We start from the raw sequence: 15,111 nt of genomic DNA on the forward strand, positions 1-15,111 counted from the left end.
AGCGGCTCTCCTCGCAGAAGGAATCCGACGTCATGCGCATCCTCGCCGCAGGCGACCACTTCGTCCGTCCCGCGTTGATTCGCGCGGCGGTGAGTCAGGAGCTGTCCCACGCGGGCGGGGAGCTCCCGGAGTTCTCGGAGCTGACTCTCCCCTGGCCCCATGAGCCCTTCGGTCCGGTCGCGGAGGTCCGTGAGGCGAGCGGTACGGAGGACGAGCTCGTGGAGGCGCTGGACGGGGCGTCGGTCTGTGTGACGCAGATGGCCCCGTTCACCGAGCGGGTGTTCGCCGCTTCGCCCGGGTTGCGGCTCGTCGCCGTCTCGCGGGGCGGGCCGGTGAATGTGGACCTGGCCGCCGCCACGCGACACGGGGTCAGGGTCAGCTTCGCCCCCGGCCGCAACGCCCCTGCCGCCGCGGAGTTCGCCGTCGGGCTGATGCTCGCCGCGATGCGGCGCATCGCCGCCGCCGACGCGGAGTTGAAGCGGGGCGTCTGGCGGGGCGATCTCTACGCGTACGAGGAGGTCGGCGGCGAGCTCGGCGGGGCCACGGTCGGGCTCGTGGGCTACGGGGCCATCGGCCGCATCGTGGCGCGGGTGATGCGCGCCTTCGGGGCGCATGTGCTCGCGGCCGACCCGTACGCCGATCCGGAGGCGGTCGCGGCGGACGGTGTCGAACTCGTCGAGCTGGACGACCTTCTGAGCCGGAGTTCGGTGGTGAGCCTGCACGCCCGCCTGACCGAGGAGACCCATCATCTGCTCGACGCCCGCCGTCTCGGGCTGCTGCCGTCCGGGGCGGTCCTGGTCAACTCCGCCCGCGCCGGGCTGCTCGACCATGCTCCGCTGCCTCGGCTGCTGCGCAGCGGCGCTCTCGGGGCGCTCGCCCTCGATGTGTACGACATCGAGCCGATCCCCGCCGACTGGGCCCTGCGTGACGTACCGAACGTGATCACCACGCCTCATCTCGCGGGCGCGACGCGGCAGACGGCGCACCGTGCGGCGGCCATCACCGCCGCCGAGGTCGGCCGCTTCGTACGGGGGGAAAAGTTGCGGCATCTCGCGAACGGGGACGTCCTGGTGAACGGCCGTTCCTGACGGCCGCCTTCGCCACCGGCGCCCCGGAATCCATCGGCTCGCACAGGAGGTAGCGGGGTTGAGGACCATCATCGGCGTGGACATCGGTACGTCGGTCACCAAGGCGGTGGCGTTCGACGAGGGCGGCGGGGCCCTGGCCTCCGCGAGCCGGCGCTCGCACCTGGAGATGCTGCCGGGCGGCCGCGTCGAGCAGGATCTCGACGATGTCGTGTCCGGTGTCGGCGACGTCGTACGGGAGGTCGCCGCGAAGCTGGGCCGGCTGCCGGACTCCGTGGCGCTCACCGGGCAGGGGGACGGGTTGTGGCTGCGGGACTCCGGCGGCCGCACGGTGCGGCCCGCCATCTCGTGGATGGACGCGCGGGCCTCGGACCTGGTGACCCGCTGGCTGGCGGACGGCACGATCGGCACGGCGTACGCGCACACCGGCTCGGGGATGTTCCCGGGGTGCCACGGCCCGCTGCTGAACTGGCTCGATGAGTACGAGCCCCACTCGCTGGACCGGGCCGCCGTCGCGGGGTACTGCGTCGACGCGGTCGCCCAACGCCTGACCGGCCAGGTGTGCCTCGACGCCTCCGACGCGACGCTGCCGTTCCTCGACCCCCGTACCCGGCGTTACGCGCCCGAGGCGCTGGCGGCTTGCGGGGTGGCGGAGCGGGCGGGGCTGCTGCCGGCTCCCGCGGCCCCGGGCACGGTGCTCGCGCTCCACGGTCACGGTGCCCGACTCCTTGGTCTGCCCGAGGGGCTGCCGATCGTGGCGGGGCCGTACGACCTGCCGGCCTGTGCGATCGGCAGCGGGGTGCGTGATGTGGGGGACGGCGTCCTCATTCTCGGTACAACCCTCGCGAGCCAGGTGCTGACCGACCGGGTCGACCTCGATCCGCTCGCCGAGCCCGCCGGCATGTGGCTGTGCACACCGGCTCCGGACCGGTGGCTGCGGGCCATGCCGGCGATGGTGGGGACGGCGGCGCTGGAGTGGGTGCTCGCCCTCGTCGGCGCGACCACGGCCGATGTGGACGCCCTGCTCGTCGACAGCCCGCCCGGCGCCCGGGGCGTCCGCGCCTTCCCCTTCCTGTCCGAGGCGGGCGAACGGGCCCCCTTCGTCGAGCCGTCGGCGCAGGGCAGGCTCGACGGGCTCAGCCTGGCGACCGGCCGGGCGGACGCGGTCCGGGCCGTCTGCGAAGCCATCGGTTACGCGGCCCGGCACTGCCTGGACGCGGCGGGGCTGAGCGGCACCCTCGCCCTGTGCGGCGGCGGCACGCGGTCGCTGACGTGGGCCCGGCTGATCGCCGATGTCCTCGGCCGGCCCGTACGCATCCCGCTGGAGGAACAGGTCGGCGCGCTCGGTGTGGTGTCCGTCGCCAGGGCCTCGCTGGCCCCCGGGTACGAGGCGCCGCCGGGACGCCATCAGGTGGTCGATCCGCGCGAGGACGTCCGGGCGCTGTACGAGGACGGATACGAGCGCTACCGGGCGGAGTTGGCGACGGCCCGGACCGCGTGGGGGTCTCACGCGCGGCCGGCCGGACACCCCGGGCCCCTCTGAGCACCCCACCTGTTCTGTTATTTATGACATGACCATTGACACTCATAACATGCTCGCTGTTAATTTGACGCGAAGGAGGCTCTCCGCCTGAAGACCGGGAGATTCCAGTGAAGCAACGCTCTGTCAGATCGTTCGCCGCGGCTCTGTCGGTGATGACGGTGATCGTCTCCGCCGCCGCCTGTTCGACGAAAGAGCCCAGCCGCTCGGAGGGCAAGTCGTCGAAGGACGCGAAGATCGCGTTCCTGATGCCCGATATCGCCTCCACCCGCTACGAGTTGTACGACGCGCCGCTCTTCAAGGCCAAGATGAAGGATCTGTGCGGCGGTTGCGAGGTGCTTTACCAGAACGCGGGCGGCGACGCCTCGAAGCAACAGCAGCAGGCCGACTCCGCTCTCGCGCAGGGGGCCGACGTCCTCGTGATCGACCCGGTGGACTCCGCCGCCGCGGCCAGCACAGTCCGTACGGCACAGAGCCGTGGTATCCCCGTCATCGCGTACGACCGGCCGATCCCGGCGGTCAGGGCGGACTATTACGTATCCTTCGACAACGAGAAGATCGGCGCCATGATCGGCCGGTCGTTGGTGGACCATCTCAAGGCCACCTCGGCCGAGGGCGGCCTCCTCCAGGTCAACGGATCTCCGACCGACGCGGCGGCGGGCCTGATCAAGAAGGGCATACACAGCGCGGTCGACTCCAGCGGGTTCAAGCTCCTCGCCGAGTACGACACCCCTGCCTGGGAGCCGGGGAAGGCGCAGAGCTGGGTCAGCGGCCAGATCAGTAAGTTCCCGGGAAAGATCGCCGGAGTGGTGGCCGCGAACGACGGCACGGGCGGCGGTTCCATCGCCGCGTTCAAGGCGGCCGGAGTGTCCGTGCCTCCCGTGACCGGGAACGACGCCGAACTCGCCGCCGCCCAGCGGATCATCAAGGGCGATCAGTACAACACCATCTCCAAGCCCATCAAGACCGTGGCGGAAGCCGCGGCCGTCGCGGCGTTCTCCTTCGCCCAGGGAAAGAAGCCCAAGGGCGAGACCACGCTCTTCGACACCCCCTCGGAACTCTTCACCCCCACCGTGGTCACCCGCGAGAACATCGCGAAGGTTCTGGTGGGCGACGGAAAGCCGCTGAAGACCGCCGAGGTGTGCACGGCGACGTACGCGGCCGCCTGCGCCGACGTGGGCGTCACGTAGTCACGGACCCCCTTCCGCTCTCCCTCTCCGCCTGACCTTCTGCCCGTCTGCGCGCCTGCCTCGGAAGGCCGGTCATGACCGCTGAGTCCTTGTCCTCCCCTCACGAGCCGTCAGGAGGCCCGCTGCTCTCGCTGCGTGGGATCAGCAAATCCTTCGGCGCCGTCGCCGCCCTCACCGATGTCGACCTCGACGTCTTCGCAGGGCAGGTCGTCGCCCTGGTCGGCGACAACGGCGCGGGGAAGTCCACCCTGGTGAAGGTTCTCTCCGGAGTGCACCAGCCGGACGCCGGAACCGTCGGTTTCGGCCACGGGACCGTTTCCATCCCCTCCCCCGCCACGGCACAGCGGCTCGGCATCGCGACCGTGTTCCAGGACCTCGCCCTGTGCGAGAACCTGAACGTGGTCGAAAACCTCTTCCTCGGACGGGAGTTGCGAGGGCTACGCCTGGACGAGGTGACCATGGAGGTCCGCTCCCGCGCTCTTCTCGGGGAGCTGTCGGCGAAGATCCCCTCGGTACGGGTCCCGGTCGCGGCCCTGTCCGGCGGGCAGCGCCAGACGGTGGCCATCGCGCGGACCCTGTTGGGCGACCCCAAGGTGATCATCCTCGACGAGCCGACGGCCGCGCTGGGTGTGGCGCAGACGGCGGAGGTGCTCAACCTGATCGAGCGGCTGAGGGAGCGCGTCCTGGGCGTCATCATGGTCAGCCACAACATGGCCGACGTACGGGCCGTCGCCGACACCGTGGCCGTCCTGCGGCTCGGCCGGAACAACGGCGTCTTCGACGCGGCCGAGGCGACGGCGGCGGACCTGGTGGCCGCCATCACCGGGGCCACGGACAACGTGGTCAGCCGCCGCGCCGGACGGGACCGGGCCATGGGCGACCGGAGCGTCCGGGCCGGGGGCGAGCGGGCCGGGGGCGAGCGACCAGCGGACAGCGGTACGGAAACGGCGCACAAGGGGGACGCATCATGACGGAGCCGGCCGCTGTCACGAGCCCGGAACTCGCCCCCGCCGGGGCCGGCAAGCCGACGACCTGGTCCGGCCGGGCACGAAGTCGCCGACGGACGGTGTCGGACCGGCTGCGCGGCGGGGACCTCGGCCTGCTGCCCGTCCTCGCCGGTCTCGTCGTGATCTGGGTCGTCATGCAGATCCTCAACCCGGTCTTCCTTTCGAGCGCGAACCTCACGAACCTCGCCCTCGAGAGCGTGCCGGTCGGCATCATCGCCCTGGGGGTCGTCTGCGTTCTCCTCGTCGGCCAGATCGATCTGTCGGTCGGCTCGGTCAGCGGACTCAGCGCCGCCGTCCTGGCGGTCCTCTTCGTGGACCGGGGGCTGCCGGCCTGGCTCGCCGTCACCGCGTCGCTGGCCCTCGCGGCTCTGATCGGCTGGTTCTACGCCCAGGTCCACAACCGGATCGGGGTGCCGAGCTTCGTCATCACCCTCGGCGGCCTCCTCGGGTTCCTCGGTGTGCAGCTGTGGATCCTCGGGCCCAAGGGCTCGATCAATCTGCCCTTCGACTCGGGTCTCGTGGCCTTCGCCCAGCTCCAGTTCCTGCCGCCCTGGCTGGCGTACACGCTGGTCGTCGTGGGCGCGGCGGTCCTGTACGCGACCGGTGCCGCCCGTGCCGCGGAGCGCCGCCGGGCAGGCCTGGCCGCCGCGTCCCGGCGGCTGCTCGTCGGGCGGAGCCTGGCGCTGCTGGCCGGTCTCGGCGCGGCGGTCTGGTATCTCAACCGGGACCGGGGGGTGGGCTGGATGTTCGTGTTCTTCCTGGCTCTGGTGCTGGCGCTGCACTACGTCCTGTCCCGCACCTCGTTCGGCAAGTCGATGTACGCGGTCGGCGGCAACATGGAGGCGGCCCGGCGTGCGGGCGTCGACGTGAAGGCCGTCCTCACCACCGCGTTCGTGCTGTGCACGACGCTCGCCTGCATCGGCGGGATGCTCTCCGCCTCGCGGCTCGCGGCGGCCAACCAGAGCAGCGGCGGCGGTGACGTCAATCTCAACGCCATCGCCGCGGCCGTCATCGGCGGCACCAGTCTGTTCGGCGGCCGGGGCACCGCGTTCGCCGCTCTGCTCGGCGTCCTCGTGATCCAGTCCATCTCCAGCGGACTCACTCTGCTGAATCTCGACTCCGCCTACCGCTTCATGGTCACCGGCGGGGTATTGCTCCTGGCGGTGTCGCTGGACGCGGTCGCCCGGCGGTCGCGGGTCTCCCACGGCAGGGCCTGAGACACCGTTCGTATCCGGCAACGCCCGCACACCCCAGGATCACGATCTCGGAGGAACCATGCGAAGCCGAGCACGCACGCACGTCGCCACCCTGCTCCTGTCCGCCGTCCTCGCGTCGGCCGCCCTCGCGGTCGGCGGGGGCACGGCCCACGCCCGTACACCGTCACCGTCACCGTCCCCGTCCGCGTCGCCGTCCTCCTCCTTCCGCCCGCCCGCTTCCGTGGACGGCGGGGCCTGGTCGTCCGGGCATCTCCAGGGCACAGCCATCGACCGCCGCCGGGGCCACATGTACTTCTCCTTCACCAATCTGCTGGTCAAGACCGACCTGGCGGGCAGACCGATCGGTTCGGTCACCGGTCTCACCGGACACCTGGGCGATCTGGACTTCAACAGCGCGGACGGGCGGGTGTACGGCTCCTTGGAGTACAAGGCGGCCCAGGCCTTCTATGTGGCGATCTTCGACGGGTCCCAGATCACCCGGATGAACATGGACGCCCGGACCACCGATGTGCTCTCCACCGTCCATCTCCGGGAGGTCGTGCGGGACTACACCGCCGACATGAACGGCGACGGGGTCTTCGACGGGGACACCGGCAACACTCCCGACCACCGCTACGGCTGCAGCGGGATCGACGGCGTCGCCTTCGGTCCCGGTCTGAACGGCAGGGGCGGCGTACGGCTCACGGTCGCGTACGGGGTGTACTCCAACACCACCCGCACCGATAACGACCACCAGGTGCTGCTCCAGTACGACGTGCGCGACTGGCGGAAGTACGAGCGGCCGCTCGGCGAGGACGCGCTGCACACCAGCGGCCCGGCATCTCCCGACGGCAAGTTCTTCGCCTACACCGGCAACACCACCTACGGGGTCCAGAACCTGGAGTACGACGGGGACAGCGGCAACTGGCTGATGGCCGTGTACAAGGGCAAGAAGGCGGCCTTCCCCAACTACGGGCTCTATGTGCTGGACGGCTCGAAGCCCGCCCGCCGGGGTGAGGTGAAGGGGCAGCCGCGCCCCGAGTCCGGCCGTATCCTTTCCCTTCTCCCGCGCGGGCTGCACCACGAGCCGTCCGGTGTGTACGGCTACGAGTCGGGCGGTCAGTACGGTCTGGTCTCGCTGGACGACGGCCGCTACTACGTGGCCGAGGCCGGCACGGTCGATTCCGGGGGGACCACGCTGCAGACCGGCCGGGCGGTGCTGCACCGGTGGACGGGTGCGGTGCCGAACCCGTTCGCGGTGCGGGGACCCGCTCGCTGAGCTTGTCCCGGCACGTTCCGCGGCGCGGGTGACATCGGCGGGCCCGCACCACCTCTCCCTGGTGACCCGCGTCACATCCGTGTTCTGTCAGCAATCGGAGGGCTGTCCCGTTCTAGGGGTACGCGAACGAGACAGGAGCCCGTCATGACGCTCATGAAGCACCGCATCGTCGTCCTCGGCGCCGGGTACGCCGGGGCCTTCGCCGCCGGGAATCTGGCCCGCCGGCTCTCCCCCGCCGACACCGAGATCACCGTCGTCAACGCCGCGCCCGATTTCGTCGAGCGGATGCGGCTCCACCAGGTGGCGGCCGGGCAGGACATCGCGCGCCGCAAGCTCGCGGACGTGTTCGCGGGCACGGGGGTGCGGCTGCGCCTGGCCCGGGTGACCGGTCTCGACCCCGAGCGCAGGACGGTCGCCGTGACCGGCGAGGACGGGCCCGGGGAACTGTCCTACGACACTCTGCTCTACGCACTCGGCAGCTCCGCCGCCCACCACGGTGTCCCCGGCGTGGCCGAGTACGCCTTCGACGTGACGGGTCTGGGCTCGGCGCTGCGTCTGCGGGAACGCCTGGACGACCTCGGCGAGGGCGGGTCCGTCCTGGTCGTCGGCGAGGGGCTGACCGGTATCGAGACCGCGACCGAGCTGGCCGAGTCGCGGCCCGGTCTCTCGGTCGCGCTCGCCGCCCGGGGCGAGCTGGGCGCCTGGCTCTCCCCCAGGGCACGGCGTCATCTGCGGGAAGCGTTCGACCGGCTCGGCGTCACCGTGCACGAGCACACCGCGGTCGCAGCCGTAGAGCCGGCCCGGGTGATCACCGCCGACGGTACGGTCCTGCCGGCCGGGGTGACCGTGTGGTCGGCCGGGTTCGCCGTGCACCCGATCGCGGCGGCCGCCGGCCTGGAGGTCGCCGCCACCGGGCAGATCGTCGTCGACCGGTCCATGCGTTCGGTCTCGCACCCGGACGTCTACGCCGCCGGCGACTGCGCCTACGCGATCGGCGAGAACGGCCGGCCTCTGCCGATGTCCTGCGCCTCGGCGGGGCTCACCAATATGCAGGCGACCGCCGCGATCATCGCGCGTCTGACGGGCGACGAGGTTCCGGTCACCGGGCTGAAGTACTTCGGCAACCACATCAGCCTCGGCCGCCGGGACGCCATCTTCCAGATGGTGGGCGAGGACGTCCGGTCGAAGCCCTGGTACCTGGGCGGCCGGACGGCCGCGCGGCTCAAGTCGGGGATTCTCAAGGGGGCCGAATGGGGCATCGCCCACCCTACGTTCGGCCTGCCGACGCGCAGGCGGCGGCCGGCTCCGGCGTCCGACCGGGCCGCTGTGCGGGTCGCCGCCTAGGCTGTTTCGCATGGACAGCGCAGCGGTCGACACGTTCGAGGCCGGTCGGGGCAGGCTGGCCTCGCTCGCGTACCGTCTGCTCGGGTCGGCGGCCGACGCCGAGGACGCCGTGCAGGACACCTTCCTGCGCTGGCAGGCCGCGGACCGCGCGCGGATCGAGGTGCCGGAGGCGTGGCTGACCAAGGTCCTCACCCGTCTCTGTCTCGACCGGCTCCGCTCGGCGCAGGCGCGTCACGAGCGGACGGCCGGTGCGTGGCTGCCCGAACCGCTCCTGGACGGCGACCCGATGCTCGGTCCCGCCGACACGTTCGAGCAGCGGGAGTCGGTGTCCCTGGCCGTGCTGACCCTCGTCGAGCGCCTCTCGCCGAACGAGCGGGCCGTGTACGTCCTGCGGGAGGCCTTCGCGTACAGCCACGCCGAGATCGCCGCGATCCTCGACATCACGGAGGCGGCGAGCCAGCAGCACGCCCACCGGGCCCGGACCCGGCTCGCGGACGAACGCCGCCGCAGCGGCGGTGCGGCCGACCCCGCGGCGGCGCGGCGGGTGGTCGAGGAGTTCCTGGCCGCCGCCACGTCGGGGCGCACCGACCGGCTGGTGGCGCTGCTCACCGACGACGTGACGGCGGTCTCGGACGGCGCGGGACTGGCCAGGCGGCTGCTGCGGTACCGGACGCCCGAGCGGGTCGCCTCCTTCGTACGGGCCGGGTTCAAGCCCACCCCGGCGAAGCGCCGGCTGGCCGGTGGCCCCACGACGATGTATCTCGCGCGGGTCAACGGCTCCCCGGCCGTCATCGCCGTGGTCGGGGAGCGGGTCGTGGGGGCCGTGGCGTTCGACGTCGGCGACGGGAAGGTCTCCGCCCTGTACGGCATCGCCGCGGCGCAGCGTCTCACGCGTCTCGACGAGGCATGGCGGCGGCACGACCCGGGGGTGCCGGTCGTCGACGCGTGGTGAGCGGGGGCGTTGCCGGACGGTCACCAGTCGATGTGTGCGGTGATCCACGCCTCGAGCGCCTTCTCGTCGGCTGCGGGCGGCAGTTCGGGCGCGCAGCTCAGAGGGGTGAGGGACAGCTGGAGGTGGGTGAGGTAGCCGTAGGGGCCGTTGTCGGCCGCCGGGCCGAGGACCAGGGCATGGGCGGGGGTGCGCCAGACGCGGTGCGTCATCGCCGGACCGGTGACCACGGCGGCGTCGGACAGGAGGGTCCGCTCGGGGCCCGCGCCCAGATGTCCGGTCACGGCCTGGGCGGCTTGCGCGAGGGTGGCCTCGCAGTCCTGCTCGGTGCAGGGCTCGCGGCGTTCCCAGCCCGTCGTCCCGCACCAGAGATCCATCTTTCCGCGCAGCCAGGGCGCGTTGGCCATGCTGTCGTCGTGTTCGTCGAAGGGGTACAGCTCTCCGAACACGAGGAAGCTTCGGGCGTCGGTCTGTCCGAAGGGGTTCCGGTCGTCGGAGCAGAGCACGTGTCCGTGCTTCGTGCGGAAGGAGTCGCAGACCAGTTCGTGCTCCCAGTCCCATCCACGGCGTGCCAGTTCCACGTCGAGGGCTTCGAAGTCGTCGCCCACCGGTGGCCCTGTCGGCAGTGCGACGAACTCCGCGATCGCCTCGGGCGTCAGTGGTCGGCGGGCGAGAATGTGTACGCGGGTGGGCATGCGGGTCGCTCCAGTGGCGTCGTGCGGTCGGTCGGGGCCGAGAGCTGTGGGTGGCTCCATGGCCCAACCCGGCAGGCGCCGGGCCCTGTTGGGCCATGGAGCCACCCTCGTCCGCGCAGAGAGTGTGCGCTAGATTCCTGTCATGACGGGACTCGACTCGTACACCTGGCCACCCGCCCCGATCAAAACAGCACGGCTCGTGCTCCGTGAGTCCGAGGCCCGGGACCGTGCGGCGTTCGTCGAGTTGTTCGCGTCGCCGGAAGTGCGTGCCTATCTCGGTGGCCCCCATCCGCGGGACGAGCTCGAACGTGCCGTCCCCGAGGTGCCGGGGCGGCGGCCCGGCGTTTTCGTCGTGGAGCTCGATGGAGCGATGATCGGCACGGTCACCCTTGAACAGCGGGACGCCGAGCGTCCGGGCGGGCTCCGTCCGGAGGGCGGCCGCACCGAACTCGGCTACATGTTCCTGCCGGAGGCATGGGGTTCGGGGTACGCCACCGAGGCCTGCGCCGCCGCGCTCGACTGGTTCGCCGTCGCGCGCCCCGGTGAGCCGGTGGTGCTCTGCACCCAGATCGCCAACGTCCCTTCTGCGCGCCTCGCTCTGAAGCTGGGTTTCACCGAGGTGTCCCGGTTCGAGGAGTTCGGCGCGGAGCAGTGGTTCGGCGAGTGGCGCCCGGTCGCACCCCGTCACCGGTGAGGGGTCAGGCGGCCGGGCGGGTGTGCACGCTGACCGCGTAGCCACCGCCGTCGTTGTAGGGGTCGCCGCTCCAGGTCGCGTAGCGCTGCCGCAGGGTCAGTCCGGCCCGGGTGGACCACTGGTCGAACTCGGAAAGGGTCACCGGTGCTTCCTCCAGAGGCAGGTGGGCGGCGTCCAGCCCCATGCCCGTCACCAGGAGACCGCCCGGGCGCAGTACGCCGGCCAGTTGCCCGACGACCGCCGCTCCGGTGCCAGGGGCCAGCAGAGGGATGACGTTGCCGGCGGCGAGCACCAGGTCGAAGTCCGCCCCCAGGCCGAGGGTGTCCAGCCGGGCCAGGTCACCGAGGAGCCAGTCCTGTGCGGGAGCCTCGCGGCGTGCGACGGCCAGCATCGAGGAGTCGACGTCCACGCCGGTGCAGTGGTGGCCCAGTTCGGCGAGGCGGATCGAGATACGGCCGGTGCCGCAGCCCGCGTCGAGCACGCGGGCCCCGGGCTTCAGCAGCGCGGTGCAGAAAGTGGCTTCGCCGTGGACGTCATGGCCCGATGCGGCGAGCCGGGCGAATCGCCGCGCGTACTCCTCCCCCGCCTGTCCACCGGTCAGTTCCGCCCAACGGTCGCGCTGCCCTGTCATGTATCCGCATGCCTTCCGGTTCGCCCGCCCCCCAGCGGGAGCATAAACGAGCCGACCGCACGGTGCCCCGTGCGGTCATCCGGTGGTTCCTCCGGGCTTCCACCCCCACGCCGTGAGCATCCCGGCCGACAGCGCGGCGCATGCGTCGCTCTCCAGGTACCGGACCGCGGCGTCGATGCCCGCGTCGTCGATCAGGCCGGTGGAGAGCATGGCTTGCCTGCTGCGCTGCCAGGTGTCGGCCCAGAAGCGGCTGATGGCGCTGCCCGGCACCAGCGGCGGCACGTGGATCTCCGCTGCCACCTGGTCGAGCCCCGCCCCGCGCAGGAGGTGTGGGTACGCCGGGACGGAGGAGACGTCGGTGCCGATGGTGGCCCGCAGTCCCTGCCACATCGCCCGCATCGCCGTGGTGTACGGGGTGGCCGGTCCCCGCTCGCTGGTCAGGTCGACGGCGTCGCTGAGCACCAGCACACCGCCGGGCGCGAGGAGTTCGGCGAGCGTGCCGATCAGGCGGTCCCGCTCGGGCAGATGCATCAGGACGAACCGCGCGTGCACGAGCTGAAAGGAGCCGGGGGCGAAACCGGGGTCGGTGACGTCCGCCTGAAGCGTCCGGAGGCCAGGGGCGGGGCATGCGTCCAGGAACCGTACGTCGCGGTCCACGGCGAGCACGCTCGCCACCCCGGCCTCGCCCAGCAGCCGGCGGCAGACGGTGCCGGTGCCGGCTCCGATGTCGAGGCAGCTCCACCCCGGTCCGGCGCCGAGCGCTCGCAGCCGGGCCATCGTGATGTCGTCGTAGGCGAGCGCACCGAAGTCGATGCGCTCGGCCTCCCCGGCCCGGTCGGGGCGGAAGAACGCCTCGCCGTAGCGGCCCTCGCCCGGGGCACCCCCGGGAGGAGAGGAGTTCACGGCGTCACCGGTACGGCACCGGGCCGGGCGCCCTCGTTCCGTCCCGGCCTTCGGTCGCCGACGGTGGGGGTCGAGGGGTCGTCGGGCAGTTCCATGGCCGGGCCTCTCCACGCGACAGGGTGGTACGGGCGGCCCCGGACCGGGGCCGCCCGCGGTCATCCTTCACCGGCCGTCGTCCGTACGGCCGAGGCTCGCCGTGGCCGAGGCCGATCGGTGCACGGCGGGACACCCGCCGGGGTGCGCGGAGTGCCGGTGCGGGGCTCAGGGCTGGATCGGCATGGACCAGCAGTTGGAGGTGGACGGTTTGCCCGCGAGCCGGTCGGTCAGCCAGGCGATCGCCTCGCCCTGGTCCGTGAGGAGGGGCACGAGGTGGTTGGTGAGGATCTTGTCACCGAGATTCGGCAGGACGACGGCGTCGTAGGTGATGTCGCCGCCCTTGCGGCACCAGTCGACCGCCAGTCGGCGGGCCTGGGCGTGAGGGACGATGTCGTCGTTGACGCCGGTGGCCAGACGCACGGGACCGGACGGTTTGAGCGTTCCGATGCGCTGCTTGTCCAGGGCGGCCCGGGCCCGGGGCTCGGCGGCGATGATCTCTCCGATGGACTTGCCGCTGGTGGTCCATTTGCTGCTCTTGGTGAATCCGTAGCCGAAGATCGCGTCACCGACGCACATGGTGGAGGCGTCCGCCAGGGCCGCCTTCCCGGTGGTGCTGATGTTCGCCTCGACGACCGCGCGCAGGTCGGGGTCGGACTGGGCGAAACCGTTGATCGACCAGGCCAGCGCACCGGCGAGCGCACTGCCGTCGATGCCCTTCATGACCGAGGTCAGGTCGGCGGGCGGAGCGCCGGCGTAGGTCCCGGCGAGCGGTACGTCGGGGGCGTAGGAGGGCTGGAGTTCGGCGGCCGCCGCGCTGGCGCCGCCGCCCTGGCTGTAGCCGTACAGGCCGGTCCGGGAGGCAGCGGTGACCGAGGCGCCGGGCACGGAGCGGGCGGCGCGGGCCGCGTCCAGCAGGGCGTGTCCCTGGTCGAGACGGTTGACGTAGGTGTGCAGGCGGTCCGTGGCGCCCAGGCCCACGTAGTCGGTGACGACGACGGCCGCCCCGGTGGCCAGGATCCGGTAGATGGTCAGCGCCTCGTACCCCACGGAGACGGTGTCGCCGCTGAGGGTGAGCGGGTGCTGCAGGGCGAAGGAGGGCGCGCACTGGTCGCCCTGGCCCATGGTGCCCGAGGCGACGGCGACCAGGGGGCGCGGACCGGATCCCTTCCACGCTGCCGAGGGCTCGATGTAGGCACCGGTCACGGCGACGGGCTGCCCGGACGAGTCGGTGGACTTGTACATGAGGCGGGTCGCGGTGCCGGGCATCGGGCGGCCGTCGAGGCCGGGGATGTCCAACCCGAGGGGCAGGGCCTCGGTGCGGATCAACGTACCGTTGGTGGCGGGCAGTTCGGCCGGGGGCGTGTAGAACTCCGGGATGGTGACTCCCCGGGAGACCACGGGAGGGGTCTCGGCCGCGGATGCCGGGACGGCCGACAGGCCCGCGCAGGCGGTTCCGGCGGCCAGGGCGCAGGCCAGGAGGCGTAGGGCGGCGCCCTGGCCGGAGCCCAGGTCAGCGGTGGCGGTGGCGGTGGCGGTGGCGGTGGAACGGAAACGGGTTCTCGTGCGGCTCACGGTGTGTTCCTCGTTTCTCGTACGGAGGGTTGAGGGTTGTGAAGGCGGCCGGGGCGGCCGAGCCTGTGGGAGGAGGGGAGAAGGGGGTGGCGGCGCACGCCGAGTCCCCTTCGGAGCAGCCTTGTTACTTACCGGTCAGTTACGGCAGCGTAGGTCTGCGTGTCACTCAGTGACAAGACGTCTGCGTACGCCATTTTCTCCATCGGTCGCTATGCTGCCGGGACGGAACGAGGCCAGGGACGGGAACGGAAGCCGGGGGCGAAGGTGCACGAACTGCCTTCCGCAGAGGGCGGGTTCAAGGCGGTCGGACTCAAGGCGGGGGCCGTCGGCAAGCCGTCGCTGGCCCAGCGGCGCAGGGCTTCCCTCCGCCTGGAGATCGCCGGCGAGGCGGTTCGCCTGTTCACCTCGCAGGGTGTCACCGGCACCACGGGCGAGGAGATCGCCCGGGCCGTGGGCATCTCGTCCCGCACGCTGTGGCGGCACTTCCCCACCAAGGAGAGCTGCGTCCTGCCCGTGCTCTCGGCGGGGCTCCAGTTCGCCGTGGACCAGCTGGCCGCATGGCCGTCCGGGATGACGCTGGTGGACTTCGTGACGCGGGCCGGCCGGAGCGGCACCCTGCCCCCGGCGGCCCCGGCCATCCTCGATCTGATCCGTATGACATCCACGGAGCCCGCGCTCCGGGCCGTCTGGCTGCAGGCCCACGACGACGCCCTGCCGGTGCTCGCGGAACTGCTCGCCCGGAGATCCGGCGGCAGCGCGGACGACCTGCGCACGAAGGTGCACGCGGCGACGGTCAACGGCGCGCTGCGCGCGGCGGCGGAGGAGTTCGCGCATCGCTACGCGGACGATCCCGAGGCGTCGGGTGAGGAGATCACGGCATGCGTCCTGGCCGCGCTGCGGGCCGCGGCGGAGGGCCTGCCGTACTGACCC

Annotated in this window: 14 protein-coding genes; 10 read left to right on the forward strand and 4 right to left on the reverse strand. The window is 72.0% G+C overall.

The features are described from left to right. The first annotated feature begins 32 nt into the window (after positions 1-32). The 8 genes from IE140_RS25540 (at position 33) to IE140_RS25575 (ending at position 9,593) form a co-directional block, all read left to right on the forward strand. Positions 33-1,088 (forward strand): 2-hydroxyacid dehydrogenase, encoded by a 1,056-nt coding sequence (locus IE140_RS25540; RefSeq protein ID WP_150193628.1) that lies wholly within the window; start codon positions 33-35, stop codon positions 1,086-1,088. Between the two features lie 58 nt (positions 1,089-1,146). Continuing rightward, positions 1,147-2,628: an FGGY-family carbohydrate kinase gene (locus IE140_RS25545; RefSeq protein WP_093435794.1), complete on the forward strand. Its 1,482-nt coding sequence runs from the start codon at positions 1,147-1,149 to the stop codon at positions 2,626-2,628. Positions 2,629-2,735: 107 nt separating this feature from the next. Next, a complete protein-coding gene (locus IE140_RS25550; protein ID WP_093435797.1) occupies positions 2,736-3,815 on the forward strand; it encodes an ABC transporter substrate-binding protein in 1,080 nt (359 codons plus the stop codon). Positions 3,816-3,889: 74 nt separating this feature from the next. Next, positions 3,890-4,786, forward strand: a complete 897-nt coding sequence (locus tag IE140_RS25555) for an ATP-binding cassette domain-containing protein (protein WP_150193629.1) — start codon at positions 3,890-3,892, stop codon at positions 4,784-4,786. Then, positions 4,783-6,039 (forward strand): sugar ABC transporter permease, encoded by a 1,257-nt coding sequence (locus IE140_RS25560; protein WP_150193630.1) that lies wholly within the window; start codon positions 4,783-4,785, stop codon positions 6,037-6,039. The genes IE140_RS25555 and IE140_RS25560 overlap by 4 nt, the downstream gene beginning before the upstream one ends. 58 nt (positions 6,040-6,097) lie before the next feature. Continuing rightward, the gene (locus IE140_RS25565) at positions 6,098-7,297 is read left to right on the forward strand and encodes a hypothetical protein (protein WP_150193631.1); all 1,200 of its coding nucleotides are present in this window, start codon (positions 6,098-6,100) and stop codon (positions 7,295-7,297) included. A 153-nt stretch (positions 7,298-7,450) separates the two neighbouring features. Continuing rightward, positions 7,451-8,641, forward strand: coding sequence for an NAD(P)/FAD-dependent oxidoreductase (locus IE140_RS25570; RefSeq protein ID WP_093435846.1), 1,191 nt, complete (start codon positions 7,451-7,453; stop codon positions 8,639-8,641). Positions 8,642-8,651: 10 nt separating this feature from the next. Further along, positions 8,652-9,593 (forward strand): sigma-70 family RNA polymerase sigma factor, encoded by a 942-nt coding sequence (locus IE140_RS25575; protein ID WP_093435808.1) that lies wholly within the window; start codon positions 8,652-8,654, stop codon positions 9,591-9,593. Between the two features lie 20 nt (positions 9,594-9,613). On the opposite strand, the gene IE140_RS36195 is transcribed toward IE140_RS25575, so the two are convergent. Further along, the gene (locus IE140_RS36195; RefSeq protein WP_229826902.1) at positions 9,614-10,285 is read right to left on the reverse strand and encodes a hypothetical protein; all 672 of its coding nucleotides are present in this window, start codon (positions 10,283-10,285) and stop codon (positions 9,614-9,616) included. A gap of 142 nt (positions 10,286-10,427) precedes the next feature. Here IE140_RS36195 and IE140_RS25585 point away from each other — a divergent pair, with 142 nt between their 5' ends. Further along, positions 10,428-10,979, forward strand: coding sequence for a GNAT family N-acetyltransferase (locus IE140_RS25585; protein ID WP_093435811.1), 552 nt, complete (start codon positions 10,428-10,430; stop codon positions 10,977-10,979). A gap of 4 nt (positions 10,980-10,983) precedes the next feature. Here the strand turns inward: IE140_RS25585 and IE140_RS25590 are convergent, their stop codons facing one another. The 3 genes from IE140_RS25590 to IE140_RS25600 all read right to left on the reverse strand — a co-directional run bounded on the left by IE140_RS25590 (position 10,984) and on the right by IE140_RS25600 (position 14,181). Beyond that, positions 10,984-11,610, reverse strand: coding sequence for a class I SAM-dependent methyltransferase (locus tag IE140_RS25590; RefSeq protein WP_093435814.1), 627 nt, complete (start codon positions 11,608-11,610; stop codon positions 10,984-10,986). A gap of 75 nt (positions 11,611-11,685) precedes the next feature. Then, positions 11,686-12,513, reverse strand: coding sequence for a class I SAM-dependent methyltransferase (locus IE140_RS25595; protein ID WP_150193632.1), 828 nt, complete (start codon positions 12,511-12,513; stop codon positions 11,686-11,688). 261 nt (positions 12,514-12,774) lie between these two features. Further along, positions 12,775-14,181, reverse strand: a complete 1,407-nt coding sequence (locus tag IE140_RS25600) for a lipase family protein (RefSeq protein WP_189460735.1) — start codon at positions 14,179-14,181, stop codon at positions 12,775-12,777. A gap of 273 nt (positions 14,182-14,454) precedes the next feature. On the opposite strand from IE140_RS25600, the gene IE140_RS25605 reads away from it, so the two are divergent. After that, positions 14,455-15,108, forward strand: coding sequence for a TetR/AcrR family transcriptional regulator (locus IE140_RS25605; RefSeq protein ID WP_150197715.1), 654 nt, complete (start codon positions 14,455-14,457; stop codon positions 15,106-15,108). Positions 15,109-15,111: the final 3 nt, after the last annotated feature.

Origin of the sequence: Streptomyces parvus (genome assembly GCF_014648875.1) — a bacterium.
Lineage (GTDB): Bacteria > Actinomycetota > Actinomycetes > Streptomycetales > Streptomycetaceae > Streptomyces > Streptomyces parvus.